Annotated in this window: 25 protein-coding genes, 1 pseudogene and 1 other annotated feature; all 26 genes and pseudogenes read left to right on the top strand. The window is 43.6% G+C overall.

The window, feature by feature from the left end; all coding sequences use genetic code 11:
• The coding region (locus BN1067_RS15585; protein ID WP_053219748.1) for an ISL3 family transposase at positions 1–1,113 on the top strand (1,113 nt) is incomplete at its 5' end.
• Between the two features lie 228 nt (positions 1,114–1,341).
• Positions 1,342–2,262, top strand: a complete 921-nt coding sequence (gene spoIIGA, locus BN1067_RS15580; RefSeq protein ID WP_053218958.1) for a sigma-E processing peptidase SpoIIGA — start codon at positions 1,342–1,344, stop codon at positions 2,260–2,262.
• A gap of 59 nt (positions 2,263–2,321) precedes the next feature.
• A pseudogene (locus tag BN1067_RS15575) lies at positions 2,322–2,846 on the top strand (transposase); the annotation flags it as partial.
• Between the two features lie 228 nt (positions 2,847–3,074).
• A complete protein-coding gene (gene spoIIGA, locus BN1067_RS15570) occupies positions 3,075–3,995 on the top strand; it encodes a sigma-E processing peptidase SpoIIGA (protein WP_053218958.1) in 921 nt (306 codons plus the stop codon).
• Positions 3,996–4,020: 25 nt separating this feature from the next.
• Positions 4,021–4,740, top strand: a complete 720-nt coding sequence (gene sigE, locus BN1067_RS15565) for an RNA polymerase sporulation sigma factor SigE (RefSeq protein ID WP_053219746.1) — start codon at positions 4,021–4,023, stop codon at positions 4,738–4,740.
• A 125-nt stretch (positions 4,741–4,865) separates the two neighbouring features.
• Positions 4,866–5,645, top strand: coding sequence for an RNA polymerase sporulation sigma factor SigG (gene sigG, locus BN1067_RS15560; RefSeq protein ID WP_053219745.1), 780 nt, complete (start codon positions 4,866–4,868; stop codon positions 5,643–5,645).
• Between the two features lie 170 nt (positions 5,646–5,815).
• On the top strand, positions 5,816–6,082 hold the full coding sequence (locus BN1067_RS15555) for a YlmC/YmxH family sporulation protein (protein WP_053219744.1): 267 nt from the start codon (positions 5,816–5,818) through the stop codon (positions 6,080–6,082).
• A 67-nt stretch (positions 6,083–6,149) separates the two neighbouring features.
• On the top strand, positions 6,150–6,956 hold the full coding sequence (gene pgeF / locus BN1067_RS15550) for a peptidoglycan editing factor PgeF (RefSeq protein WP_053219743.1): 807 nt from the start codon (positions 6,150–6,152) through the stop codon (positions 6,954–6,956).
• 19 nt (positions 6,957–6,975) lie between these two features.
• Complete coding sequence (locus BN1067_RS15545) at positions 6,976–7,650, top strand: YggS family pyridoxal phosphate-dependent enzyme (RefSeq protein WP_053219742.1); 675 nt, start codon at positions 6,976–6,978, stop codon at positions 7,648–7,650.
• Positions 7,651–7,665: 15 nt separating this feature from the next.
• Positions 7,666–8,091, top strand: a complete 426-nt coding sequence (locus BN1067_RS15540; protein ID WP_053219741.1) for a cell division protein SepF — start codon at positions 7,666–7,668, stop codon at positions 8,089–8,091.
• Between the two features lie 5 nt (positions 8,092–8,096).
• Entirely contained in the window at positions 8,097–8,354 is a 258-nt protein-coding gene (locus BN1067_RS15535; protein ID WP_053219740.1) for a YggT family protein, read from the top strand.
• Between the two features lie 36 nt (positions 8,355–8,390).
• Positions 8,391–9,164, top strand: a complete 774-nt coding sequence (locus BN1067_RS15530) for a YlmH family RNA-binding protein (protein ID WP_053219739.1) — start codon at positions 8,391–8,393, stop codon at positions 9,162–9,164.
• Between the two features lie 109 nt (positions 9,165–9,273).
• On the top strand, positions 9,274–9,789 hold the full coding sequence (locus BN1067_RS15525) for a DivIVA domain-containing protein (RefSeq protein ID WP_053219738.1): 516 nt from the start codon (positions 9,274–9,276) through the stop codon (positions 9,787–9,789).
• Between the two features lie 76 nt (positions 9,790–9,865).
• Positions 9,866–10,087, top strand: a binding site (T-box leader).
• Positions 10,088–10,238: 151 nt separating this feature from the next.
• A complete protein-coding gene (gene ileS / locus BN1067_RS15520; protein ID WP_053219737.1) occupies positions 10,239–12,998 on the top strand; it encodes an isoleucine--tRNA ligase in 2,760 nt (919 codons plus the stop codon).
• 308 nt (positions 12,999–13,306) lie between these two features.
• A complete protein-coding gene (lspA, locus tag BN1067_RS15515; protein WP_053219736.1) occupies positions 13,307–13,774 on the top strand; it encodes a signal peptidase II in 468 nt (155 codons plus the stop codon).
• Positions 13,771–14,676 (top strand): RluA family pseudouridine synthase, encoded by a 906-nt coding sequence (locus BN1067_RS15510; RefSeq protein ID WP_053219735.1) that lies wholly within the window; start codon positions 13,771–13,773, stop codon positions 14,674–14,676. Before lspA ends, BN1067_RS15510 begins: the two co-directional genes overlap by 4 nt.
• Positions 14,677–14,883: 207 nt before the next feature.
• Positions 14,884–15,426 (top strand): bifunctional pyr operon transcriptional regulator/uracil phosphoribosyltransferase PyrR, encoded by a 543-nt coding sequence (gene pyrR / locus BN1067_RS15505; RefSeq protein WP_053219734.1) that lies wholly within the window; start codon positions 14,884–14,886, stop codon positions 15,424–15,426.
• A gap of 183 nt (positions 15,427–15,609) precedes the next feature.
• On the top strand, positions 15,610–16,992 hold the full coding sequence (locus BN1067_RS15500; RefSeq protein WP_053219733.1) for a solute carrier family 23 protein: 1,383 nt from the start codon (positions 15,610–15,612) through the stop codon (positions 16,990–16,992).
• 82 nt (positions 16,993–17,074) lie between these two features.
• Positions 17,075–18,007, top strand: a complete 933-nt coding sequence (locus tag BN1067_RS15495; RefSeq protein ID WP_053219732.1) for an aspartate carbamoyltransferase catalytic subunit — start codon at positions 17,075–17,077, stop codon at positions 18,005–18,007.
• Positions 17,964–19,265: a dihydroorotase gene (locus BN1067_RS15490; RefSeq protein WP_053219731.1), complete on the top strand. Its 1,302-nt coding sequence runs from the start codon at positions 17,964–17,966 to the stop codon at positions 19,263–19,265. Before BN1067_RS15495 ends, BN1067_RS15490 begins: the two co-directional genes overlap by 44 nt.
• On the top strand, positions 19,240–20,358 hold the full coding sequence (locus tag BN1067_RS15485) for a carbamoyl phosphate synthase small subunit (RefSeq protein WP_053219730.1): 1,119 nt from the start codon (positions 19,240–19,242) through the stop codon (positions 20,356–20,358). The genes BN1067_RS15490 and BN1067_RS15485 overlap by 26 nt, the downstream gene beginning before the upstream one ends.
• On the top strand, positions 20,337–23,540 hold the full coding sequence (gene carB, locus BN1067_RS15480; protein ID WP_053219729.1) for a carbamoyl-phosphate synthase large subunit: 3,204 nt from the start codon (positions 20,337–20,339) through the stop codon (positions 23,538–23,540). Before BN1067_RS15485 ends, carB begins: the two co-directional genes overlap by 22 nt.
• A complete protein-coding gene (locus tag BN1067_RS15475) occupies positions 23,537–24,313 on the top strand; it encodes a dihydroorotate dehydrogenase electron transfer subunit (protein WP_053219728.1) in 777 nt (258 codons plus the stop codon). The genes carB and BN1067_RS15475 overlap by 4 nt, the downstream gene beginning before the upstream one ends.
• Positions 24,313–25,245 (top strand): dihydroorotate dehydrogenase, encoded by a 933-nt coding sequence (locus BN1067_RS15470; RefSeq protein ID WP_053219727.1) that lies wholly within the window; start codon positions 24,313–24,315, stop codon positions 25,243–25,245. Before BN1067_RS15475 ends, BN1067_RS15470 begins: the two co-directional genes overlap by 1 nt.
• Positions 25,220–25,942: an orotidine-5'-phosphate decarboxylase gene (gene pyrF / locus BN1067_RS15465; RefSeq protein ID WP_053219726.1), complete on the top strand. Its 723-nt coding sequence runs from the start codon at positions 25,220–25,222 to the stop codon at positions 25,940–25,942. Before BN1067_RS15470 ends, pyrF begins: the two co-directional genes overlap by 26 nt.
• The gene (gene pyrE / locus BN1067_RS15460; RefSeq protein WP_110943517.1) at positions 25,917–26,561 is read left to right on the top strand and encodes an orotate phosphoribosyltransferase; all 645 of its coding nucleotides are present in this window, start codon (positions 25,917–25,919) and stop codon (positions 26,559–26,561) included. The genes pyrF and pyrE overlap by 26 nt, the downstream gene beginning before the upstream one ends.
• Positions 26,562–26,607 lie beyond the last annotated feature (46 nt).

The raw sequence follows: 26,607 nt of genomic DNA, 5'->3' as shown, positions 1-26,607 counted from the left end.
CAAACCTGTCCGGCGTGTGGTAACCAGACTTCCCGCGTTCATGATTACCGAATACAGAAAATCCAGCACTTAAAGGTATTTGAACGAACCACCTATTTGTTTTACCGCAAACGACGCTATGCCTGTTCCTGTGGTAAACGATTCGCAGAAGCCAATCCGATGGTGGACCGTTATCAGCGTCATTCAAGAGAGTGGAACCAGGCACTTGGCCTTCGGGTGATCCAGGGGATGAACTTCAAGGATACCGCTGCGCAGTTCCGTACCTCACAAGCTACAGCCATTCGCCGGTTCGATCAGGTGGCCACACCAGAACTTCAAGAGGTGGAAGAGCTTCCAGAAGTGATTGCGATTGATGAATATAAAGGCGATACCAATGCGGGGAAATACCAGGTCATCATTGGCGATGGAGAGACCGGAAATCCAATAGATATCCTGCCTGATCGATCCGTCAAAACCGTCAAGCAGTACCTTCGGGAAAAAGGGGGTAATGTCCGGAAGGTCATCATGGACATGAGCTATAGTTTTAAGTCAGCTGTCCGGAAGGCGGTGGGAAGCCCCATCATTGTGGCCGATCGTTTCCATTTTTGTCGGTATATTTATTGGGCTTTGGAAAAGGTGCGCAGGCGAGTCCAAAAGAACTTCCATGAATACGACCGGAAAAAGTGTAAACGGATGAAACATATCTTTTACAAGAAGCAGGAGGAACTAACCGAGAAGCAGCGCTGGTATCTGAACCGATACCTCGATCTATCGGATGAACTACGAGTCGCCTATAAGCTGAAAGAGGCTTTTCGCAGCTGGTTTGAAGAGGCAAAAGCAATGGGGAAAACCGATATTGGCTATGTAAAACAACGATTGTATCAGTATTATGACCGAGTGAAGCAAAGTGGTATGGAAGAATATCTACAAGCGATTGGCACCTTGAAGAATTGGCAGACAGAGATTCTGAATAGCTTTGCGCTCGATTATAGCAATGGGTTTATTGAAGGATTGAACAACCAAACGAAAGTCATCAAACGGAATGCTTTTGGGTTTCGTCGTTACGATCGCTTAAGAACGAAAGTGTTATTACATCATCAACTGAAGGAATTCAGGGGCTTTCAAGTGGGTTAAGGAGTAGGAGCAAATTTCTCCCACCCCAACATTTGACGTAGAACCAATTTTTTACGGTCTGAGGATGGATTGGCTATCCGCTTTTCTTTTAAAAAAATCGTTTGACAAAATCACTGATAAATTCTGAAAATAAGTTGTTTTTATAGTTCAAGAAATGACAGACTTCTATTTTACAGTTCGCTATACTTGCTACAAGTCCCGATTGGTAGATTGAAAGGAAGAGTGTCCGTGACAATCTATTTAGATGCTATATGGCTTTTGAACTTTATGTTGGATTGGATGATTTTAATGCTCACCAGTTATTTAACGAAAAGACAGCATAACCGTTTAAGGCTGATATTAGGTGCATTAATTGCTTCATTACTCGTTCCGTTCACTATTTTTTTCCCGGAATTCCCGCTTAGTACGTGGTGGGGAAAAGGGCTATATTCTCTACTAATTGTCTGGACTGCTTTCGGCTGGCAGAATGTCAAGTCTTTCCGTGCTAGTGTTGGCTGGTTTTACTTCGTATCGTTTGTTCTTGGCGGCAGTTTGATTGCGCTTCACTTTTTGATCGGCCAACAGGTACTTGCATCTTCCAGCGGATTGCTGACATTTAAAACAGGGTTCGGGGACCAGGTTAGCTGGCTTTTTGTTTTATTCGGTTTTCCATGTGTCTGGTGGTTTACGAAAAACCGTATGGACAAGCACGCACTTGATAAACTGCAAGTCGATCATTTGTTTTCTATCACGTTGTCTTTTCTTGGTAAGAAGGTTTTGACTACAGGTTACATGGACAGTGGGAATTCACTTGTAGACCCAATCACGAAAGAGCCGGTCATCATTTGTGAACAGTCATTGCTGCTTTATTGGTTCAGCGAAGAAGAACTTGCTGCTTTTCAGAGGGTCCAGGAAAATCTCCAGCTTGATCGGCTTCCAGAGGTCTGGGAGGATAAATTACGTTTGGTTCCGTATCAAGGAGTAGGCGGCGGGCATTCATTTATGCTTGTCTTTAGACCTGATTCCATCGACACTACTTATCAAAATAAACAAATCGTCACCAATAAGGTGCTTATTGGTATGCAGTTTGGAAGGCTTGCATCAGATGGCAGTTATCACTGCCTGCTGCATCCAGGTCTTCTTAAATATTCAGCAGCAACATCTGCTTAATAATCGTAAAAAGGAGAGGATACAGATGGGGAAATGGAAGCTGAAGTTGCAATTNTTGTCGGTATATTTATTGGGCTTTGGAAAAGGTGCGCAGGCGAGTCCAAAAGAACTTCCATGAATACGACCGGAAAAAGTGTAAACGGATGAAACATATCTTTTACAAGAAGCAGGAGGAACTAACCGAGAAGCAGCGCTGGTATCTGAACCGATACCTCGATCTATCGGATGAACTACGAGTCGCCTATAAGCTGAAAGAGGCTTTTCGCAGCTGGTTTGAAGAGGCAAAAGCAATGGGGAAAACCGATATTGGCTATGTAAAACAACGATTGTATCAGTATTATGACCGAGTGAAGCAAAGTGGTATGGAAGAATATCTACAAGCGATTGGCACCTTGAAGAATTGGCAGACAGAGATTCTGAATAGCTTTGCGCTCGATTATAGCAATGGGTTTATTGAAGGATTGAACAACCAAACGAAAGTCATCAAACGGAATGCTTTTGGGTTTCGTCGTTACGATCGCTTAAGAACGAAAGTGTTATTACATCATCAACTGAAGGAATTCAGGGGCTTTCAAGTGGGTTAAGGAGTAGGAGCAAATTTCTCCCACCCCAACATTTGACGTAGAACCAATTTTTTACGGTCTGAGGATGGATTGGCTATCCGCTTTTCTTTTAAAAAAATCGTTTGACAAAATCACTGATAAATTCTGAAAATAAGTTGTTTTTATAGTTCAAGAAATGACAGACTTCTATTTTACAGTTCGCTATACTTGCTACAAGTCCCGATTGGTAGATTGAAAGGAAGAGTGTCCGTGACAATCTATTTAGATGCTATATGGCTTTTGAACTTTATGTTGGATTGGATGATTTTAATGCTCACCAGTTATTTAACGAAAAGACAGCATAACCGTTTAAGGCTGATATTAGGTGCATTAATTGCTTCATTACTCGTTCCGTTCACTATTTTTTTCCCGGAATTCCCGCTTAGTACGTGGTGGGGAAAAGGGCTATATTCTCTACTAATTGTCTGGACTGCTTTCGGCTGGCAGAATGTCAAGTCTTTCCGTGCTAGTGTTGGCTGGTTTTACTTCGTATCGTTTGTTCTTGGCGGCAGTTTGATTGCGCTTCACTTTTTGATCGGCCAACAGGTACTTGCATCTTCCAGCGGATTGCTGACATTTAAAACAGGGTTCGGGGACCAGGTTAGCTGGCTTTTTGTTTTATTCGGTTTTCCATGTGTCTGGTGGTTTACGAAAAACCGTATGGACAAGCACGCACTTGATAAACTGCAAGTCGATCATTTGTTTTCTATCACGTTGTCTTTTCTTGGTAAGAAGGTTTTGACTACAGGTTACATGGACAGTGGGAATTCACTTGTAGACCCAATCACGAAAGAGCCGGTCATCATTTGTGAACAGTCATTGCTGCTTTATTGGTTCAGCGAAGAAGAACTTGCTGCTTTTCAGAGGGTCCAGGAAAATCTCCAGCTTGATCGGCTTCCAGAGGTCTGGGAGGATAAATTACGTTTGGTTCCGTATCAAGGAGTAGGCGGCGGGCATTCATTTATGCTTGTCTTTAGACCTGATTCCATCGACACTACTTATCAAAATAAACAAATCGTCACCAATAAGGTGCTTATTGGTATGCAGTTTGGAAGGCTTGCATCAGATGGCAGTTATCACTGCCTGCTGCATCCAGGTCTTCTTAAATATTCAGCAGCAACATCTGCTTAATAATCGTAAAAAGGAGAGGATACAGATGGGGAAATGGAAGCTGAAGTTGCAATTATGGTGGTATAAATTACTGATCAAGCTGCGAGTGAAATCCAAAGAGGTTTATTATATTGGCGGGAATGAGGCTTTGCCGCCTCCACTTAGCAAGGAAGAAGAACACGAATTGTTAAAACGCCTGCCGGTAGGGGACAAAGCTGCCAGGGCAATGTTGATTGAACGGAATTTACGACTTGTCGTTTACATTGCCAGAAAATTTGAGAACACGGGGATAAATATTGAGGATTTAATCAGTATAGGTACCATCGGATTAATAAAAGCTGTGAACACATTCAATCCGGAAAAGAAGATAAAACTAGCTACATATGCTTCCCGCTGTATTGAAAATGAGATACTCATGTACTTACGCCGGAATAATAAGTTGAAAACAGAAATCTCTTTTGACGAACCGCTCAACATTGATTGGGATGGGAATGAATTATTGTTATCCGATGTGCTTGGGACGGATGAAGATATCACTACAAAAGATCTTGATGCCAATGTAGATAAAAACTTGCTGAGAAGTGCCCTGGAGCAGTTGAATGATCGAGAGAAACAAATTATGGAATTGAGGTTCGGCTTGATCGGTGAAGAAGAAAAAACCCAAAAAGATGTGGCTGATATGCTCGGCATATCGCAGTCTTATATATCGCGACTGGAAAAAAAGATTATCAGCAGGCTAAAGAAGGAATTTAATAAAATGGTCTGAACCTTTGGGAGGGCTGGATTTAAACCGCTCCCATGAGCGAAAGCAAGCTGAGTGAACTGCATAAAAATCCTTCCCGGGGAGATACTGTTCCATGAATAGCATCTCCAACAGGGAGGGTAAGACACATGACAAGACATAAAGTAGAAATTTGCGGAGTAGACACTTCAACATTACCTGTACTAAAAAACGATGAAATGCGTATTCTTTTCAAGAAAATGCAGGCAGGTGATTTAGCTGCCAGAGAAGAATTAGTCAATGGCAATTTACGGCTTGTTTTAAGTGTCATTCAACGGTTTAATAATCGTGGCGAATATGGGGATGATTTGTTTCAAGTTGGCTGTATAGGCTTGATGAAATCTATAGATAATTTTGATTTAAGCCAAAATGTTAAATTTTCGACTTATGCAGTTCCGATGATCATCGGAGAAATCAGAAGATACTTAAGGGACAATAACCCGATTCGTGTATCCAGATCGTTGCGTGATATAGCTTATAAAGCGCTGCAAGTAAGAGAAAAATTGATCAGTAAAACATCGAAAGAACCAACACCGATGGAGATCGCCGAAGAAATGGGGATATCCCACTCAGAAATCGTCTTTGCGATGGATGCTATCCAAGACCCCGTTTCTTTATTCGAGCCGATTTATAATGATGGCGGGGATCCCATATTTGTGATGGATCAATTAAGTGATAATAAGGATAAAGACAGTACTTGGTTAGATAATCTTTCCCTGAAGGAAGGCATGCAACGGCTGAACGAGAGAGAAAAAATGATTCTTAACAAGCGGTTCTTTCAAGGGAAAACCCAAATGGAGGTAGCGGAAGAAATCGGCATTTCACAAGCCCAGGTTTCCCGACTTGAGAAAGCCGCCATACAGGAAATGAATAAAGAAATGTTTGAATGATTGATTGTGTCTGATTCAAACGCAGTTATTTATTTAAACGCAAACCCCTGCTAATGCAGGGGCTTTTACTTTTTGTATACGATTAGTAGTGACAAGGGAGTGTAAACAAGAATTTTTTGAAAAACATAGCCTTCACCTGCATATAGTAGATAGAAAAGGCAGGTGTTGATATGATCACCCTTTCGGAACTGCAAATAAAAGATGTGATTGTGGTCGAAGACGGGAAAAGATTAGGTAATATTACCGACCTTGAAATCGATGTAGACCGTGGCAAAATCACTTTTCTTGTTATCGGTTTAAAAGGAAAAATGATGGGGTTGTTCGGTAAGGAGGAAGAAGTAGTCGTTCCCTGGGAGAGTATCGTGACAATCGGCTCTGATGTTATTCTTGTGAAAAAACAGAAGCAACTGACATTATATACCGAGAAAAAGGATTAATGGCAATCATGCAGCATAAATTCTTGAAAATATGATAAAATGGATGAAAAAATAAGGAGGAATCATTATGAAAAGTACTTTCCAACGTACGGATGATTCCGCTATTTTCATCGATGGCTGGAATGACCTGGCTCCAGGATTGATGGCTGGATTTACCACAAGGCGAGGCGGAGTTAGTGTGCCACCTTTTGATACTTTCAATCTAGGTTTACACGTAACAGACGATCAGGATGCAGTAATTGCAAATAGAGAAAGATTAGCAGGACTGACTGGCTTTCCTTTAGCTAATTGGGTGAGCGCCCAGCAAGTGCATGGAACCGAAATAGCAGTTGTTACAGAAGCAGATAAAGGCAGAGGAGCAAAGTCGACATCTGATGCCATTCAAGGTGCGGATGGTTTAATAACGAATGAAACGGGTATTTTTTGTACAGCGTTCTTTGCCGATTGCGTTCCGCTATATTTCCTCGACCCTGAAACCCGCTGGATAGGGATTGCACATGCTGGCTGGAGGGGAACCGTTAATGGGATGGCTGAAGAAATGATTGCCAAGTTGGAGAAAAATGGGGTCAAGGCGGAAAACGTTTTGGCAGCAATCGGCCCTTCGATCGGGCCATCTTCCTATCAAGTCGACGACAAAGTGATTTCCCAAATACCCGACGGTCTGAAGGGTGCTGTTGTGACTAGGAAAGAAACCGGCGCATTTTTGGACTTGCAGTTATTAAATGAACGTATTTTACAGCAGGCAGGAGTGCCGACTGAAAATATTAGCAGGACCACTCTTTGTACTTTTCAAGAAAACCATTTATTCTTTTCTCATCGCAGAGACCATGGTAAAACCGGCCGGATGCTAGGATTTATCGGTTGGCAAGAGTAAGCGGAAGGGAGACAATCTTATGGATGTAGCAGCCAATTTAAACCACATTCAGCAGAATATCGAGGATGCTTGCCGGAAGGCTGGTCGTAACCGGGAAGAAATAACACTCATAGGCGTAACAAAATATGTTACAATTGAGCGGACAATGGAAGCATTGGAAGCAGGAGTCCGTAATCTAGGCGAAAACAGGCTCCAAGGGTTCTCAGAAAAATATGAAGCGATCGGTGACAAGGCCAAGTGGCACTTTATTGGATCATTGCAATCCCGTAAAGTAAAGGATATGATAAATAAGATCGACATGCTGCATTCCCTTGACAGAATTTCTCTGGCAAAAGAAATAAACAAACGGGCAGAAAAACCGATCCCTTGCTTTGTACAAATCAATACTAGCGGGGAAGCGTCAAAGCAAGGCATGGAACCGAAAGAAGCACTGTCTTTTATTGTGGAACTTGCGAAATATGACAAAATCAAGGTTGTCGGCTTGATGACAATGGCACCTTTTGTCGAAGAGGAAACGGTCATCAGGGAAACCTTTAGCAGGCTGAGACAGCTTCGGGACGAAGTGAAAGAAAAACGATACAGCCATGCACCTTGTGATTATTTGTCTATGGGAATGAGTAATGATTATCAATTGGCCATAGAAGAAGGTGCAACCCACATACGGATTGGTTCAAAGCTTGTAGGCCAAAAATAGCACGAGGTGAAAAAAATGAGTTTCAAGAATAAACTAAAGACGTTTTTTACATTGGATGATGAATACGAATATATCGAGGAAGAGGAAGAACTGGAAGTTCCTGAAGCTGCTTCCAAGCAAAAAGGACAGGGACCGAATGTGGTTAGCCTGAAAAGTGTACAGCCAGCCTCCAAGGTAGTATTGCTAGAACCACGTACATATAGTGAGGCACAGGAGATCGCCGATAATATCGTAAATCGGAGAGCAGTTGTCATTAATCTGCAACGCGTTGACCACAATCAGGCAAAACGGATTGTCGACTTTTTGAGCGGAACAGTTTATGCCGTATCGGGTGATATCCAAAAACTCGGCAGTCATACCTTTCTTTGTACACCGGATAATGTGGATGTTTCCGGTACTATTTCCGATATGTTTGAAGAAGATTTTGATAAAAGGTGGTAGACGCTATGTATCAATTGTACACTTTGCTTTTTTATGCTATTGAAATTTACAGTTTTGCCTTGATTGCGTATATCTTGATGTCCTGGTTTCCAGGGGCAAGAGAATCTTCGTTCGGAAGTTTTCTGGCAAAAATTTGTGAACCGTATCTGGAACCGTTTCGGAAAATCATCCCGCCACTTGGTATGATTGATATTTCCCCGATTGTTGCCATCCTTGTGCTGAACTTCGCAACAAGAGGGTTAGCGGTATTGTTCGGCTTGTAATTTGTATCATTCCAATAGGAACAGTTAGGTGAACCAATGGATATATATCAACATTTTCGCAAAGAAGAACAGCCTTTTATAGACCAGGTAATATCCTGGCAGGAAGAGGTAGAACGCTCTTACCAGCGTAAGGTGACCGATTTTCTCGATCCGCGCGAACAATATATCTTCGGCTCAATCATCGGCAACAATGAAGATTTCCGCTGGAGCCTGTACGGAGGAAGTTCTTCCGCTGAAAGAAAGAGGGCAATCCTGGCCCCGTTCTACGAAGAACTAGAAGAGGAAGATTTTGAATTGGTCTTGCTTGAAGCATCTTATCCCGTTAAATTTGTCCAATTAGCCCATCGGGATGTGATGGGAGCGTTTCTTTCGCTGGGAATTAAACGCAAGAAACTCGGAGATTTGATCGTGAGGGATGGGCTCATTCAAATCATCACTGCTTCAGAAATCGCTCCGTACGTCAAAATGAATCTGACAAATATCAAAAAAGCTAGTGTCAGCTTTGAAGAAAAAACGTTGGACAGCTTGATGGCGAAGGAAGAGAACTGGCAGGAAAAAAATTTGACGGTCGCTTCCTTGCGCCTGGATGTGCTGATAAAAGAAATATACAACGTTTCCAGGCAAACGGCTGCGCAATTTATTCAAAAAGGAATAGTGAAAGTCAATTTCCGGGTCGTTGACACGCCAGCTTTTTTACTCGAACAAGGTGACTTGTTATCCTTAAGGGGAAAAGGGAGAAGCCATGTGAAAGAAATCCATGGTCTTAGTAAAAAGGAAAAATGGAAAATCACTGCAGAAATATTGAAATAAACGAATATCTGTGCAGGATTTATAATGATTTTGTCGAATTTATCTGTTAAACGTTTTTGCGAACTTATTAATTTAATGAGATTATTCTATCAGACAGGAGGTGGCCGATGTGCCATTGACACCACTCGATATTCATAACAAGGAATTCACCCGTAAATTTAAAGGATATGATGAAGATGAGGTAAATGAGTTCCTGGACCAGGTTATCAAGGATTATGAAACGGTCATTCGGGAGAAAAAGGATTTAAAAGAAAGGTTAGACCAGTTAAATGAGCGATTGGGCCATTTTACAAATATTGAAGAAACATTGAACAAATCGATTTTGGTAGCACAGGAAACGGCGGAAGAAGTAAAAGGTAACGCAACGAAAGAATCAAAATTGATCATTAAAGAAGCTGAAAAAAATGCAGATCGGATTATCAACGAGGCATTGCATAAATCCCGCCGTATAGCAATGGAAGTAGAAGAGTTGAAAAAACAGGCAAAAGTATTTAGAACCCGGTTGAAAATGCTTGTCGAGGCGCAACTCGATATGGTCGAAAACGATGATTGGGATGGATTACTGACTACAGAAATTGATCCGGAAACAGAATATGAAAAAGAGGCAGTTGAAAATAATTATTAAACTTGACGTTTTCATGAATTTTACATATAATTCATAAACATAAACGCTACTATTTTTCTGGAAAATAAATTGATTGATAAATACGAAGACAGGGACAGTACAGGAAGATACAGTCTGCCATAGCGATCCGGGGGCGGTGAGAGCCCGGAGCAGCGGCTTTCTGGAACATCACCCTTAAGTATCCGCTTTGAAATGAGTAGGAGCGGACGTCTTGTTCACGTTACGAATTTGAAGTGGAAGGGTTTGTTCGAAAAATCCTTCTAAAAGGGTGGTACCGCGAGTCCTTCTCGTCCCTTCGGGATGAGAGGGGCTTTTTTTATTGTATAGAAACGTTACATTTTGCTTAGTGTTAGGCAAAAATTATACCGCTTTTTAGATTTAACTGTCGTTCGTGAATTGTCTCGACTATTTTCATATGGATTTGCTAAGTTGAACAAGGAGGAAGGAAAATGGATTATAAACAAACATTATTGATGCCGCAAACAGCTTTTCCTATGCGGGGAAACCTGCCGAACAAAGAGCCGAAAATGCAGGAAGAGTGGGACGAGAAAAAAATGTACGAAAAAGTACAACAGAGGACGGAAGGCCGGCCGTTATTCGTTTTGCATGACGGACCTCCGTATGCAAACGGGGACCTCCATATGGGTCATGCTTTAAACAAGATTTTGAAGGACTTTATCGTTCGGTACAAGTCAATGTCCGGCTATCATGCACCGTATGTCCCGGGCTGGGATACCCACGGATTGCCGATCGAACAGGCATTGGCAAAAAAGAAAGTTAATCGGAAGAAAATGACGGTGGCAGAATTCCGCCAAAAATGTGCTGAATATGCCCTGAAGCAAGTCGATAATCAACGAACACAGTTTAAACAGCTAGGGGTCAGAGGTGATTGGGAAAATCCGTATATTACCTTGAAGAAAGACTATGAAGCTGCCCAAATCAAAGTGTTCGGGGAAATGGCCCGAAAAGGGTACATTTATAAAGGCCTTAAACCGGTATATTGGTCTCCGTCTTCTGAGTCCGCCCTTGCGGAAGCAGAAATTGAGTATCAGGATAAGCGATCTGCTTCCATTTATGTGACATTCGATGTGAAAGACGGAAAAGACTTGCTTTCGGGTGACGAGAAATTCATTATTTGGACGACAACTCCATGGACGATCCCTGCTAACTTGGCCATCAGTCTTCATCCTGACTTGGACTATGCTGTCGTCAAAGTGGAGGATAACAAGTACGTCATCGCTCATGACATGCTCGAAACTGTGGCGCAAGTGCTTGAGTGGAGTGAGCCGGAAGTAGTTAACACGTTTAAAGGACGTGAAGCAGAGCGAATTGTCACTAAGCATCCGTTCTATGACAGGGATTCCCTTGTCGTTCTTGGGGAACATGTCACTACCGAAAGTGGTACTGGATGTGTTCATACCGCTCCTGGACACGGGGAAGACGACTTTTTTGTAGGAAACAGGTACGGTCTTGAGGTACTTTGTCCCGTAGATGAAAAAGGAAACTTTACCGATGAAGCACCCGGATTTGAAGGGATGTTTTATGATTCAGCTAATAAAGAAATTACGCAAAAACTAGAAGAAGTCGGGGCTTTGTTAAAGCTTGAGTTTATTACACACTCTTATCCTCATGACTGGAGAACCAAAAAACCGACGATTTTCCGTGCGACTAATCAATGGTTTGCTTCTATTAAAGACTTCCGTAATGATATCCTGGACGAGATTCAACGGATCGACTGGTATCCTGGTTGGGGAGAAACAAGACTGTACAACATGGTTCGTGACCGGGAAGACTGGTGTATATCACGCCAGAGGGCTTGGGGAGTTCCAATTCCGGTATTCTATGGGGAGGACCGTACTCCGATTATTACGGAGGAAACGATCGAGCATGTATCCAACTTGTTTAGAGAACACGGTTCAAACATTTGGTTTGAGTGGGAAGCAAAAGATCTGCTTCCGGAAGGCTATACCTCTGAGCATAGTCCAAACGGCAAATTTACAAAAGAAACAGACATTATGGATGTTTGGTTCGATTCTGGTTCTTCACATGAAGCAGTATTGGAAGGGCGGCCGGAACTGCAGCGTCCTGCTGACGTCTATCTAGAAGGTTCTGACCAGTATCGCGGTTGGTTTAACTCCTCCATTTCTACTTCAGTCGCAGTTACTGGCAAGGCACCCTATGAAGCAATTATTAGCCATGGCTTTGTCCTGGATGGTCAAGGAAGGAAGATGAGTAAATCGGTTGGTAATATCGTTGTCCCTTCAAAAATCATGAAACAATATGGGGCAGATATTTTACGATTATGGGTTGCTTCGGTCGATTATCAGGCAGATGTACGGATTTCAGATGATATCATTAAACAAACTTCTGAAGGTTATCGTAAAATCCGTAACACGTTCCGTTTTATGCTCGGCAATCTGCAGGACTTTGATCCGTCTAACGACAAAGTTCTATATGAGGATCTGGAGGAAGTAGACCGTTATATGCTGATTCAATTGCAGGAATTGATTGAAAAAGTACGGTATGCTTACGACCATTATGAATTTTCGACTATCTATAACAATATTCATAACTTCTGCTCGATTTCATTAAGTTCATTCTATTTGGACTTTGCCAAAGATGTGTTGTATATCGAAGCGGCAAATAACCATAGAAGAAGAAGCATTCAGACCGTTTACCATGAAATATTGACAGCATTGGTCAAACTTTTGTCTCCGATTATTTCACATACCGCTGACGAAGTTTGGAATTACATTCCAGGTGTGGAAGCGGAAAGTGTTCAATTGACTGATATGCCGGAGGCTAAGCGATTCGAAGGACAAGACGAGCTGAAGGAAAAGTGGGACCATTTCATGAAGGTTCGGGATGATATCCTCAAAGCATTGGAAGAAGCACGTGCGGAAAAAGTGATCGGTAAATCACTAGAAGCTACTATTAAAGTGGTTCCAAACGATGAGGATACAAAGGATTTACTCAACAGTATTGAACATCTCCAGCAATTACTGATTGTTTCGGGATTGCAAATCGAAGAGAGCAATACGGCAGCTAAACAATACGAGTATGTTTCTGTATTGGTTGAAAAACATGCAGGCGACAAGTGTGAACGCTGCTGGGTGTCCTCGGAGACAGTAGGAGGAGATGAACAGCATCCAGAGTTGTGTACGCGTTGTGCAGAGGTTGTAAAGGAGCATTATTCAGATATCGTTTAATCCACAAAGCTATACCATGCATAGAATGTAGAGGAAAAAGGCAGCTGATAAGCAGCTGCCTTTTTCTATGCAGAAACCGTAGCATGCTCCATTCAAGCATGTATTTTTTCGATTCAAGCCGGGCTATGCTTTTCTAAAAAGGGCCAATGGGTCATAGGAGAAATCTTTAGTAGGGGATGAACAGATGCTTTTTTGCCTGCTAAGCTAAAAGAGGAAAAGACATTTGCCGGGATAAATTTTCTTTCTTACTCCTATTTGTGGTAAACTTTTAATTGGTTAAAGACAGCAATAAGAACGGGGGAAGCAGGGTGCAATTTTACATATTGGCAGTAATCATTGTTTTGGCCGATCATATATCGAAATGGTGGATTGTGAAAAACATGGAAATCGGCGAACAAATTCCGGTTATAGAGAATGTTTTCTATATTACATCCCATCGTAATACGGGAGCGGCATGGGGCATACTGGCTGGCCAAATGTGGTTTTTCTATATCATTACGACAATTGTCGTAATCACTGTTATTTACTATATCCGGAAATATGCGCGGACAAGCAAATGGATGGGTTTGGCACTGGCGCTCATTCTAGGTGGAGCTCTTGGTAATTTCATCGACCGTTTGTTTCGGAAAGAGGTCGTTGACTTTTTTGATATCTATTTTGGAAGTTATGACTATCCAATATTTAATGTAGCGGATTCTGCCCTTGTTTGCGGAGTCGTCATTGTATTGATTATGACATTTTTCGACGAGAAAAAGAAAGGAAGAACCACAGAATGACGAAATTAAGTCATACCGTACAGGAAAACCAGGCGGGTTTAAGAATTGATAAATTGTTAACCGATGTAAATGAGGAAGCTTCAAGATCTCAGGTGCAAGGATGGATTAAAGACGGACATGTCTATGTCAATGATAATCCTGTAAAGAGCAATCACAAATGCCAGGCCGGAGAACGAATCTCCTGGGAAGTGCCAGAACTGGAAGAACTGGATATAAAGCCGGAGAATATTCCATTGGAGATTGTGTACGAAGATTCCAGCCTTTTGGTTGTAAATAAGCCGAAAGGAATGGTTGTCCATCCATCCGCGGGACATTATAACGGAACAATGGTTAATGCGCTGCTTTACCATTGTGATGATTTGTCCGGTATTAATGGGGTTATTCGGCCGGGAATTGTCCATCGTATTGATAAAGATACGAGCGGACTGCTGGTAGTGGCTAAGAATGATCAAGCCCATTTGTCATTGGCAGAGCAACTGAAAGACAAAACGATGTCCAGGAAATATGAGGCGATTGTCCATGGTGATATCCAGCATGAATACGGAACGATCGATGCACCGCTCGGCAGAGATCCGAAAGACAGGCAAAAACAGGCGGTTGTACGGGATGGAAGGCCGGCTGTTACACACTTTCAAGTGATTGACCGGTTCGGCAGCTTTACTCACGTAGAATGTGTGCTGGAAACCGGCCGTACCCACCAAATCAGGGTACACATGAAATATATTGGTCATCCATTAGCGGGCGACCCGAAATATGGTCCGAGAAAAACCATGGACATCGAAGGGCAGGCATTGCATGCTGGATTGCTTGGATTCAACCATCCACAAACAGGAGAGTGGATGGAATTCGAGGCTCCGTTACCTGATGAATTGAAGCGCATTTTAGCGAAAATGAAAAAATGAGGTTGACAGCACACGACTATTTTGAAATAATCATTAATAGAAAATAAAGTGCAAAACTTCTTAATTAAATAATCTCCTTTAAAACAGCCCCGTGAGGCTGGAAAGGAACGGATATGATCGATGATGATAGCAGAAGTATATCCAAATCCCTTCTTTCCTTGCGGAAGAAGGGATTTTTTTATGTGCATACAGGCAGGAGGAGATACGATGAATAAAAAGGCTACAGTCTTAGATGATGCTGCAATCCGCAGATCGCTTACTAGAATAGCTCATGAAATTTTAGAAAAAAACAAGGGTGTAAAAGGCTTGATGCTTGTAGGGATAAAAACCCGAGGTGTACCGCTTGCTAAGCGCCTTCAAGAAAAGATCGCCCAAATCGAAGGGGTAGAAGTACCGATCGGGGAGCTGGATATTACCCTCTATCGGGATGACCTTTCCAATATCGATGAAAGTCGCGATCCACAGTTGAAAGAAACCAAAATAGGCGAGGATATTTCGGGGAAAACCCTTGTCCTTGTGGATGATGTCCTGTTTACTGGTAGAACGGTCCGGGCTGCGATGGATGCAATAGTTGACCAGGGAAGACCTGAACAAATCCAGCTTGCAGTTTTGGTAGATAGAGGCCATCGTGAGCTTCCGATTCGGGCTGACTTTATCGGGAAAAACATCCCTACCTCCAAGGAAGAAATTGTCGTGGTAGAACTGGATGAAACAGACAGCCGGGATGATGTAAGCATTTATGAAAAATAATAGAATAAACAATTGAGACCTTTAAATTGAGTCCCGTGAGGCTTGCAAGGTCGCGACAGGATACGTGTGTATTTTCGGCACGTCTACCTCCTTGCGGCCATGCAAGGAGGTTTTTTTATGGGCATAGCAACCAATGTCAGTGATTAAGAGAAAAGCTATGCAAACAACAGAGGAGGAAACAAAATGAGCAGTAAACAAATTGTCATGGACGTACAAGATATACCAAAAATTCACAAGTGGCTTACCTTAAGTTTACAGCACTTATTTGCCATGTTTGGATCAACGATTTTAGTACCTTTTCTAACAGGATTATCTCCAGCCATTGCCCTGGTTTCCAGTGGTTTGGGAACCTTAGCCTACCTGTTGATTACAAAAGGAAAAGTACCCGCCTATTTAGGTTCAAGCTTTGCCTTTATCTATCCATTGACTGTAGTCAGTGAGTCTAGCGGTATTCCTGGCGCGATGATCGGAAGCTTTTTAGCCGGTTTGGTTTACGGACTTATAGCTCTTTTAATCCGCACTTCTGGCCTGAACTGGTTGATGCGGATCCTGCCACCTATCGTCGTAGGACCTGTTATCATCGTTATCGGTTTGAGTCTCGCTTCTACAGCCATCGATATGGCAATGTATGTACCGGGACTGGATGAGCAAGTGTACAGCGGGAAGCATTTATCGGTCGCATTGGTAACATTGGCGATTACCATCATAGCAACCATGTTTTTCAGGGGGTTCTTCGGTCTGATACCGATTCTGACAGGGATTATCGGGGGATACGTATTCGCCTTGATTCAAGGCATTGTCGATACAAGTGAAATTGCTGCTGAATGGGCTTCTCTGACTTCTGCAGGTTCGATTGGCGAGTTTTTCGGAGCCTTATTTCAAAATCCCGGCTTTGTTCTGCCATTTATTGATTATTCGCCAATTGAGGTGATCAGTTGGCAGATTGCTTTCGCCATGGTTCCGGTTGCCCTTGTAACAATTGCAGAGCATACAGGAGATCAAATGGTTTTATCCAAGGTAGTTGGCCGGAATTTCATCAAACAACCGGGACTGCATCGTTCTATTCTTGGGGATGGTACAGCCACTATCATTGCGGCCTTTCTTGGTGGACCGCCAAACACAACTTATGGAGAAAATATTGGAGTGCTGGCAATAACGAGAGTATTTAGTGTATTTGTGATAGGAGGCGCAGCTTGTCTTGCCGTCCTGTTCGGTTTTGTCGGAATCATTACCTCCGTAATAGGTGCCATTCCTTCTGCGGTGATGGGCGGGGTATCGATTCTGTTATTTGGCATTATTGCCTCCAGTGGTCTGCGTATGCTGGTTGATAATCAAGTTGATTTAGGAGATAAACGAAATTTAATCATTTCTTCCGTGATTTTGGTAATCGGAATTGGCGGAGCGTTCGTTAAAGTAACGGATGATTTGCAGATTGCTGGCATGGCACTTTCAGCCATTATCGGTGTATTGCTGAACCTGATTCTTCCCGGAAAAGAAAAGGGATATGGGAATGGGAATATGTTCAGCGATACGGAGGAGGATCAAGAAGTCCGAAACAGGGCTTGATCTGGTTTAAGAATAGAGGGGCTGTACTCTTCTTGTAATAGAGAGGGACAGTCCCTTGTTATAAAAGGAGGAGAACTAACCAATGGATCACTTTTTATCTATGAAGGATTTATCCGAACATGAGATTTTACGGTTAATCAAAGAAGCAGAAGCAATAAAAGCAAAAAAGCATGAACCTTTTGGTAAGCAATTGTTTGCCGGAAATCTTTTTTTCGAACCGAGCACCAGGACGAAAATGAGCTTTACCATTGCTGAACGGAAGCTTGGGATGGAAAGTCTGGATTTCACTGGGGAATTCTCCAGTCTGCAAAAAGGTGAAAGCTTATATGACACGGCCAGAACCTTTGAAGCTTTAGGTGCTTCTGTACTGGTAATCAGGCATCCACTTGAAAATATGGCGGCAAAATTGGCAGCTGACTTGTCCATCCCCGTCATAAACGCCGGTGATGGAAAAGGGGAACATCCGACTCAGTCACTGCTCGACCTGATGACCATCTACCAGGAGTTCAACCGATTTTCCGGGCTGAGGATAGCGATAGCAGGTGATATCAAACATAGCAGAGTGGCCAGATCGAATGCTTTTGCTCTGAGAACCCTTGGTGCTGAAGTCTGTTTATCCTGCAAGCCGGAATGGGAGGACAGCTCGCTTCCTTATTCATATGTATCGATTGATGAAGCGGCAGAAACCTGTGATGCAATTATGCTGTTAAGAATTCAACACGAGAGACATGGGGAGGACAAAGGAATGGATCCTACAGATTATTTACAGCAATTTGGTTTGACAATCGAGCGGGAACGTAAGATGCAGCCACACGCAGTCATTTTGCATCCTGCCCCGGTCAATCGGGGCGTAGAAATAGAAGATGAACTGGTGGAAAGCCCAAAATCGAGAATTTTTAAACAAATGGAAAATGGCGTCTTTGCCAGAATGGCAGTTATCAAGCACTTATTAATAGATAGGGGGATTATCGATGCAGTTAACGTTGATCAACGGGATGCAATTGTCAGCAGATAATCAATGGAAATCTTGCGAAATAATGATTCAGGATGGGGTGATCACGCAAGTGGCAGAGAAGCTCGATCGTCATGCAGGAAAGGTGATAGATTGTGAGGGTCGATTGATCACGCCGGGTTTTATCGATGTGCACGTTCATTTAAGAGAACCTGGGGGAGAGGCAAAGGAGACAATTGCAACAGGGACTTTGGCTGCAGCACGAGGTGGCTATACGACTGTTTGTGCCATGCCAAATACTAGACCGGTTCCCGATAAAGTGGAGACGATGCATGAGCTTCAGATAAAGATTGAGGAAAACGCCCTGATTCGAGTGCTGCCATACGCCTCCATAACAGAAAGATTACTTGGAAAGAAACTGACCGATATGGAAGCTTTGGAGAAAGCCGGAGCTTTTGCTTTTACAGACGATGGTGTAGGAATTCAGTCGGCAGATCAAATGCTTCAGGCCATGGAACAGGCTGCGGCTATCGACAAACCGATCGTCGCCCATTGTGAGGATAATAGTTTGATACATAAAGGTGTCGTCCATGAGGGGCTGGTCAGTAAGAAGCTCGGGTTACCGGGAATCCCGTCGGTATGCGAATCTGTGCAAATAGCGAGGGATGTCCTTTTGGCGGAAGCTGCCGGCTGTCATTACCACGTCTGCCATGTCAGCACCAAAGAGTCTGTCCGTGCAATCAGGGATGCCAAACGGGCAGGAATTGCAGTGACAGCGGAAGTAACCCCGCATCATTTGTTACTGAATGAAGAAGACATTGTAAAGGATGACGCCAACTTTAAGATGAATCCGCCTCTGCGTTCACGGCAAGATCAACAGGCATTGCTTGAAGGATTGCTGGATGGCACAATCGATTTTATCGCAACCGACCACGCCCCACATACAAAGGATGAAAAAGACCGGGGTATTTTAGCTGGACCATTTGGCATTGTAGGGTTGGAAACTTCTTTTGCTCTCCTTCATAGCAAATTTGTGAAACAAGGATTCTTCTCTTTGAAGCAGTTGGTTGAGTGGCTGACAGTAAAACCTGCAGAGGTGTTCGATTTACCTTTTGGAAGGATGGAGGCTGGAGCGAAGGCAGATTTGACTATCCTTGATTTGGATGAGGAATGGATGATAGACAGTACCGAGTTTTCATCGAAAGGAAAAAATAGTCCTTTCACAGGGTGGAAGGTGACAGGAAAGCCGAAGTACACCATTTTTGGCGGTGAAATCGTTTATGAGGAGGATGAATATGTTCAAACGGCAGCTCGTACTTGAGGATGGAACAAGCTTCATAGGAAAAGGATTCGGAAGTGATCGACAAATAAGTGGAGAAGTTGTCTTCAATACAGGAATGACAGGATACCAGGAAATTCTGTCGGATCCTTCCTATTGCGGCCAATTGGTAACCATGACTTATCCTTTAATCGGAAATTATGGCATCAACCGCGATGATTTCGAATCGATAACCCCTTCGGTCCATGGACTAATTGTCAAAGAGGCTTGTGACTCACCGTCCAATTACCGATCGGAAGAAACGCTTGATCGTTTTTTGAAGGCGCATGATATACCCGGACTGGCAGGAATCGATACAAGAAAGCTGACTAGATTGATTCGGAACCATGGGACTATGAGAGGGCTGTTTACATCTGCTGATCATCCGGTTACAGATGCTTTACAACTGCTTGAACAGCAAAAGGTGTTTTCCAATCATGTCGAGCGGGTTTCCACTGTAAAACCGTACGTAGTTCCTGGACGAGGTAGAAGGATTGTCCTTGTCGATTTCGGAATGAAACATGGTATTTTGCGGGAACTGACCAAACGCAATTGCCATATTACCGTTGTCCCCTATCATTATTCGGCTGAAAAAATTAGAAGACTGAAACCGGAGGGGGTTATGTTATCGAACGGACCAGGCGATCCAAAGCATGTCCAGCTTGCTATTCAAATGATTAAAGAAATCATCTCTGACATCCCGATATTTGGCATTTGCCTAGGCCATCAATTGATTGCCCTTGCGTGTGGTGCAAACACAGAGAAACTGCGCTTCGGCCATCGAGGTTCCAATCATCCGGTTAAGGACTTGCAAACGGGCAAGACGGTCATGACTTCCCAAAACCATGGCTACACCGTTACGAAAGAATCGCTTGCTGACACAGACTTGGAACTGACGCAAATAGCATTGAACGATGGGACAGTCGAAGGACTTACCCATATACGTTTTCCGACTTTTTCGGTCCAATACCATCCAGAGAGTTCGCCGGGACCGGAAGATACTTATCAATTATTCGATCGATTTATTGCCAACATAGACGCCCATATTCCGGCTGAAAATAAGGAGGAAGAACGATGCCAAAGCGTACTGATATAAACAAGATTTTAGTGATTGGTTCCGGTCCAATTGTGATTGGGCAGGCAGCCGAGTTTGATTATTCGGGAACACAGGCATGTCAATCCCTGAAAGAAGAAGGATACCAAGTGATATTGGCGAATTCCAATCCAGCAACCATCATGACTGATGATACGGTTGCAGACACGGTTTATATGGAGCCACTGACTACGGAATTTCTTATTAAAATTATTCGCAAAGAACAGCCGGATGCAATTCTTCCTACATTAGGAGGACAAACGGGACTAAACATGGCAATGGCATTGGAGGAAACCGGCATTCTAGCTGAATACAATGTGGAATTGCTCGGAACGTCCCTTTCTGCCATCCGGAAGGCGGAAGACAGAGAAGTATTCCGCAGCTTGATGCATGAGCTCGGCGAACCTGTTCCGGAAAGCCAAATTGTCCATTCCATCGATGAGGCTCAGAAATTCGCTGAAAAAATCGGCTTTCCATTGATTGTTCGCCCTGCCTACACGTTGGGTGGAACAGGTGGAGGCATGTGCTATAACGAAAAAGAACTAGTCGAAATTACAAGAAACGGACTTGCTTTGTCTCCTGTTACACAATGCCTGGTTGAAAAAAATATTTCTGGCTTTAAAGAAATCGAATATGAAGTGATGAGAGACAAGCAAGACCAGGCGATCGTCGTCTGTAATATGGAGAATGTCGATCCAGTAGGTGTTCATACCGGAGATTCGATTGTAACGGCTCCTTCCCAAACGTTAAGCGACCGGGAGTATCAAATGCTGCGTAACGCTTCGTTGAAAATCATCCGGGCTCTCGAAATCGAAGGTGGCTGTAATGTGCAGCTGGCAATTGATCCGGAAAGCTTTCAATACTATATTATCGAAGTGAATCCGCGGGTCAGCAGATCCTCGGCCTTAGCTTCAAAGGCGACAGGGTATCCAATAGCCAAATTGGCGGCAAAGATTGCACTCGGATTAACGCTTGATGAAATGATCAACCCAATAACAGGAACTACCTATGCATGTTATGAACCTGCGCTTGATTATGTGGTCACTAAGCTGCCGCGCTTTCCGTTTGATAAGTTTGTAACCGGCAACCGCAGTCTTGGAACTCAAATGAAAGCTACCGGAGAAGTAATGGCCGTTGGTAGGAGTTTTGAAGAATCCCTTTTAAAGGGAGTCCGTTCCCTCGATATCGGAACGGAGGAACTATGGATGGAAAAATATACAGTTAAATCGCTGGATGAATTGTTTGCATGCCTGAAGCATCCAGATGATGAACGAATTTTTGTCATAGCCGAGGCTTTCCGCCGGGGCTGTACGGTGGCAGCGTTGTTTGAAGCCACGAAAATCGATCCTTTCTTTCTATCGAAGATTCATGGATTAATAAGATTGGAAGATAAAGTGGCAGTACATAAAAATAACTTGGAAGTATTGAAGGAAGCGAAACAAACTGGATTTTCAGATGTGCAGATTGCCAGGTTGTGGGAGACAAAAGTTGATGAGGTGTATAATCTGCGCCAGCAACATGGTCTGTTACCGGTTTATAAAATGGTCGATACATGTGCAGCAGAATTCGAGTCAGAAACGCCTTATTATTACAGTACCTTTGAAGAAGAAAACGAATCGATTGTTTCCGAACGACAAAAAGTACTGGTTATCGGCTCCGGTCCTATACGGATTGGCCAGGGGATCGAGTTTGATTATGCCACGGTACATTCCGTACTTGCTTTAAAACAGGCCGGTTACGAAGCGATCATCATGAATAGCAATCCGGAAACAGTCTCCACCGATTTTAGTATTTCGGATAAATTATATTTTGAGCCGCTGACACTGGAGGATGTTATGCATGTCATTGAGTGGGAGAAGCCGATCGGGGTAATTGTCCAATTTGGCGGCCAGACAGCAATCAATCTTGCCGAGGGGTTGCAGAGGAGAGGGGTCACTATTATGGGTACCAATCTGGAGGCTATTGACGCAGCTGAGAATCGGGACAAATTTGAACAGCTATTGAAGGAGCTGGATATATTGCAGCCCCAGGGAAAAAGCGTGCGTCATCTTGATCAGGCGATAGAAGCTGCTGAACAGATTGGTTATCCGGTGCTAGTCAGGCCTTCCTACGTTATTGGCGGGAGCCAAATGGAAATTGTTTATAACCAAGACGAATTAGCTGCATACCTCCAAAAGAGCAATCATATCAAACATACCCACCCGATATTAATCGATAAGTATTTAACCGGAATGGAACTGGAGGTCGATGCGGTAAGTGATGGGGAAAATGTTGTCATTCCCGGAATGATGGAACATATTGAACGGGCTGGAGTGCATTCTGGTGACTCTATTGCTGTCTATCCGCCACAGCGTTTATCAGATACCGCAAAGCAACAATGTGTGGATATTACCACGAAGCTGGCGAGAAGGCTTCAAGTAAAAGGTCTGATCAATATTCAGTTTGTCATTCATGAAAAGCAAGTCTATGTATTGGAGGTTAATCCCCGTGCAAGCAGGACCATTCCTTTCTTAAGCAAAATAACCGGTGTGCAGATGGCTGCACTGGCAACAAGGTGTATCCTGGGAGAAAGCTTGACAGAAGCAGGATTTGAAAATGGATTGCTTCCGGAGCAGTCTCAGGTCTCGGTGAAAGTGCCTGTATTTTCTTTTGCAAAACTTCGCAGTGTCGATACAATGCTCGGACCGGAAATGAAATCTACTGGAGAAGCAATCGGAAGGGACAAAACATTAGAAAAAGCCCTTTATAAAGGGCTGATCGCTTCTGGACTGTCAGTCCCGCAGGAGGGTGCAGTATTATTGACGGTTGCTGATAAAGATAAGCAGGAAATGATTGAAATAGCCAGCAGATTTCACCAACTCGGATTCAAACTTTACGCAACCGAAGGTACGGCAGAGTTCACTGCGAATGCAGGGATTCCTGTGCAAAAAGTCGGCAAAGTCGGCACTGCTGGAGAAACGGTTTTGTCTATTATCGAGGAGGGCAAGGTGCAGTTCGTGATCAACACGTTAACTTCTGGTAAACAGCCGCGCTCAGATGGTTTCCGGATCAGGAGGGAAGCAGTTGAACATGGCATTGCTTGCTTGACAAGCCTGGATACCGCCATGGCCATTTTAAATGTGATCGATTCAACTACATTTACGGCCCAGCCTGTGTCCCAAAAAAGGGGAGAATTGGTAATATGAAGCAGGCGGAATTAACCGTTTTGACAAACGAGAGAATTGCCGAAGGTACGTTTGAGATGCGTCTATCCTGTGAAGGAACAGGTTTTGACCTGGAGCCTGACCGGTTTATTCCCGGTCAGTTTCTCCATATAAAGGTAGGGGAAGCGGAAAGGCATATGCTTAGAAGACCAGTTTCTATCGCTGATTTTGATCATAACTGCATTTTAACGATTATATTTAAAGTTTCGGGAACCGGAACCGAGCAATTGAGTAAACAAACACCAGGGAGAAGGGTCAACGCGTTGCTTCCATGCGGAACCGGTTATCCGGTTGACAGCATGGAACTCGATACAGCGCTGTTAATAGGGGGCGGAATCGGGGTTCCTCCGCTATATTATCTAGGGAAAACATTGGCATCCAAGGGAACAAAGGTGCTTTCTGTTCTTGGCTTCCAGCAAGCAAGTCATGTCTTTTACAAGGAAAAATTTGAGGAACTCGGCCAAACCATCATTGTAACCGATGACGGGAGCGAGGGAGAGAAAGGGCTTGTAACGGACAGCTTAGCCCACCTGGAGGAAGACTTTGATTACTTTTTTTCTTGTGGACCAACACCGATGCTCCGAGCAGTTACAAACAAGCTTTCCGGTCGCAATGGCTATATTTCCGTTGAACAGCGGATGGGTTGCGGAATAGGTGCTTGTTATGCCTGTGTAGTGCCAACTAAGGAAGGAAACGGTTATAGAAAAATCTGCAAAGACGGACCAGTGTTTGCAGCCGGTGAGGTGACGCTATGATGTCATTAGAGACCGCTTTGCCTGGATTGCAGCTAAAAAATCCTGTCATGCCAGCATCGGGTTGCTTTGGATTTGGGCGGGAGTTCAGTGAATTATATGATTTGAATGCATTGGGAGCTGTCACGATCAAAGCTGCTACAGAAAAACCGAGGTACGGAAATGATACTCCGCGAGTTGCTGAAACCACTGCAGGCATGCTTAATGCTATTGGACTGCAAAATCCAGGAGTGGAGGCGATTTGTTCAGATGAACTACCGTTTTTGTCTCGATACAATACCCCAGTCATTGCAAATGTAGCTGGTGGGTCCATCGAAGAATACGTTAAGGTTGCCAAAAGGCTGGAAGAGACCGGCTTGGTACATGCATTGGAACTGAATATATCCTGCCCGAATGTAAGAGAAGGAGGAATCCAGTTTGGTATGGATCCGGCTCTTGCTTCCGAGGTAACAGCACAAGTAAGAGAGGCGGTTCTACTACCGGTTTATGTAAAACTGTCACCTAATACTGGCGATATAGTGAACATGGCTCAAGCCGTGGAAGCTGCTGGAGCGGACGGATTATCAATGATTAATACGCTGACAGGTATGCAGATCAACCTATCTGCACGTAAGCCCTTGTTGGCCAATCAAACTGGGGGGCTTTCCGGTCCTGCAATCAAACCGATCGCCATTCGAATGATTTATGAAGTAAAGCAGCACAGCAGCCTTCCAATCATCGGTATGGGTGGTATAACAAGTGCAGAGGATGTGCTCGAATTTCTTGTTGCAGGAGCAAATGCTGTAGCTGTTGGGACCGCCAACTTTCAAGATCCGTTTACTTGTGTGAACATCATTGACAGACTTCCTGCCGTATTGGAGAAGTACGGTTTCCATTCTGTTCAGGAAGCAATAGGGGGAGGGAATAACCGTGAAGCCGATTTATCTCGCGCTTGATTTTGCGGATTGGCAGGAAACGGAGTTGTTTATCCAAAGCAATCACCTTCAAGGGGTACCAGTTAAAGTAGGCATGGAACTTTTTTACCGGGAAGGACCAAAAGTGATTGAAAAATTGAAGGACAACGGCCATTCCGTGTTTTTAGATTTAAAATTACATGACATTCCGAACACAGTTTATCGAGCAATGAAAAATCTGGGTAAATTAGGAGTCGATTTAGTCAATGTCCACGCCTGGGGAGGAAGTGATATGATTCGTGCTGCCAAACAGGGATTCCTGGAAGGGAGCAGGCCGGGAAGTGATGGTAAATTAATCGCTGTTACCGTGCTGACTTCCATGAACACGCGGATACTTTCAGAGGAACTGGGGGTTCCGGCAGGTGTTGATGATGCAGCCCTTCATCTGGCCGTCCTTGCCAGGGACAGCGGAGCCGATGGTGTTGTTTGTTCACCATTGGAAGTTCCGATGATCAAACGGCACTGTGGATTTTCCTTTTATACTGTAACACCTGGTATCCGTTTAAAAAATGATGAGGATCAAGACCAACAGCGGATAACAAGTCCCGCTGAAGCAAGGGAATATGGCGCTGATGCCCTCGTCATAGGTCGCAGTGTCACCAGAGCTTTTGAGCCGAAAAGAACGTATGAGAAAGTGGTGAAGGAGTGGAATGATGGAAATGAAAAAGGAAATAGCTAAAGATTTACTCCACATCGGAGCGGTAAAAATTAGTCCGGACCAGCCATTTACTTGGAGTTCGGGCATTAAATCGCCAATTTATTGCGATAATCGGTTGACGATGTCTTATCCTGAAATACGGAAAAAGATTGCCAAGTCTTTCAGCCAAATGGTTGATGAGCTCGAAAGATCGCCAGATGTGATAGCCGGGTGTGCAACTGCCGGTATCCCCCATGCAGCCTGGTTAGCTGATCTGCTTGGATTACCTATGGTTTATGTCCGTTCCAAACCAAAGGGTCATGGAAAAGGCAACCAAATCGAAGGGAAAATAGAGAAAGGTCAGCGCGTGATTGTAATAGAAGATTTAATTTCAACTGGTGGCTCTGCTCTAAAAGCAATTCAAGCATTACAAGAGGCTGGAGCAGAAGTCGATGCGGTATTCGCCATCTTTACATATGGAATTTCCGGTGCTGATAAAGCCTTCACTCAACAAGGAATAAAATTATCTACCATTTCGGATTTTGACTCTTTAGTAAACTCCCTGGAGGAGGTAGAAGGATACACAAAAAATGATCGTCAGCAACTGCTTGATTGGCGCGATAGCTTTTCATTGGCAAGTGCCCCATTCCTAACGGTTTAAGAAAAGGAAGGTTGTCCGTTTCCTGGATTGATTGTTTAGCTAGACG

It is taken from the genome of Virgibacillus senegalensis, assembly GCF_000821245.2.
Lineage (GTDB): Bacteria > Bacillota > Bacilli > Bacillales > Amphibacillaceae > Sediminibacillus > Sediminibacillus senegalensis.
This window is presented reverse-complemented; position numbering and strand designations above follow the sequence as displayed.

Coding starts and splice junctions, on each gene's coding strand:
- sigE (WP_053219746.1), top strand. CDS start 4,021: ATGGGGAAATGGAAGCTGAAGTTGCAATTATGGTGGTATAAATTACTG.
- sigG (WP_053219745.1), top strand. CDS start 4,866: ATGACAAGACATAAAGTAGAAATTTGCGGAGTAGACACTTCAACATTA.
- BN1067_RS15555 (WP_053219744.1), top strand. CDS start 5,816: ATGATCACCCTTTCGGAACTGCAAATAAAAGATGTGATTGTGGTCGAA.
- pgeF (WP_053219743.1), top strand. CDS start 6,150: ATGAAAAGTACTTTCCAACGTACGGATGATTCCGCTATTTTCATCGAT.
- BN1067_RS15545 (WP_053219742.1), top strand. CDS start 6,976: ATGGATGTAGCAGCCAATTTAAACCACATTCAGCAGAATATCGAGGAT.
- BN1067_RS15540 (WP_053219741.1), top strand. CDS start 7,666: ATGAGTTTCAAGAATAAACTAAAGACGTTTTTTACATTGGATGATGAA.
- BN1067_RS15535 (WP_053219740.1), top strand. CDS start 8,097: ATGTATCAATTGTACACTTTGCTTTTTTATGCTATTGAAATTTACAGT.
- BN1067_RS15530 (WP_053219739.1), top strand. CDS start 8,391: ATGGATATATATCAACATTTTCGCAAAGAAGAACAGCCTTTTATAGAC.
- ileS (WP_053219737.1), top strand. CDS start 10,239: ATGGATTATAAACAAACATTATTGATGCCGCAAACAGCTTTTCCTATG.
- BN1067_RS15510 (WP_053219735.1), top strand. CDS start 13,771: ATGACGAAATTAAGTCATACCGTACAGGAAAACCAGGCGGGTTTAAGA.
- pyrR (WP_053219734.1), top strand. CDS start 14,884: ATGAATAAAAAGGCTACAGTCTTAGATGATGCTGCAATCCGCAGATCG.
- BN1067_RS15500 (WP_053219733.1), top strand. CDS start 15,610: ATGAGCAGTAAACAAATTGTCATGGACGTACAAGATATACCAAAAATT.
- BN1067_RS15495 (WP_053219732.1), top strand. CDS start 17,075: ATGGATCACTTTTTATCTATGAAGGATTTATCCGAACATGAGATTTTA.
- BN1067_RS15490 (WP_053219731.1), top strand. CDS start 17,964: ATGCAGTTAACGTTGATCAACGGGATGCAATTGTCAGCAGATAATCAA.
- BN1067_RS15485 (WP_053219730.1), top strand. CDS start 19,240: ATGTTCAAACGGCAGCTCGTACTTGAGGATGGAACAAGCTTCATAGGA.
- carB (WP_053219729.1), top strand. CDS start 20,337: ATGCCAAAGCGTACTGATATAAACAAGATTTTAGTGATTGGTTCCGGT.
- BN1067_RS15475 (WP_053219728.1), top strand. CDS start 23,537: ATGAAGCAGGCGGAATTAACCGTTTTGACAAACGAGAGAATTGCCGAA.
- BN1067_RS15470 (WP_053219727.1), top strand. CDS start 24,313: ATGTCATTAGAGACCGCTTTGCCTGGATTGCAGCTAAAAAATCCTGTC.
- pyrE (WP_110943517.1), top strand. CDS start 25,917: ATGGAAATGAAAAAGGAAATAGCTAAAGATTTACTCCACATCGGAGCG.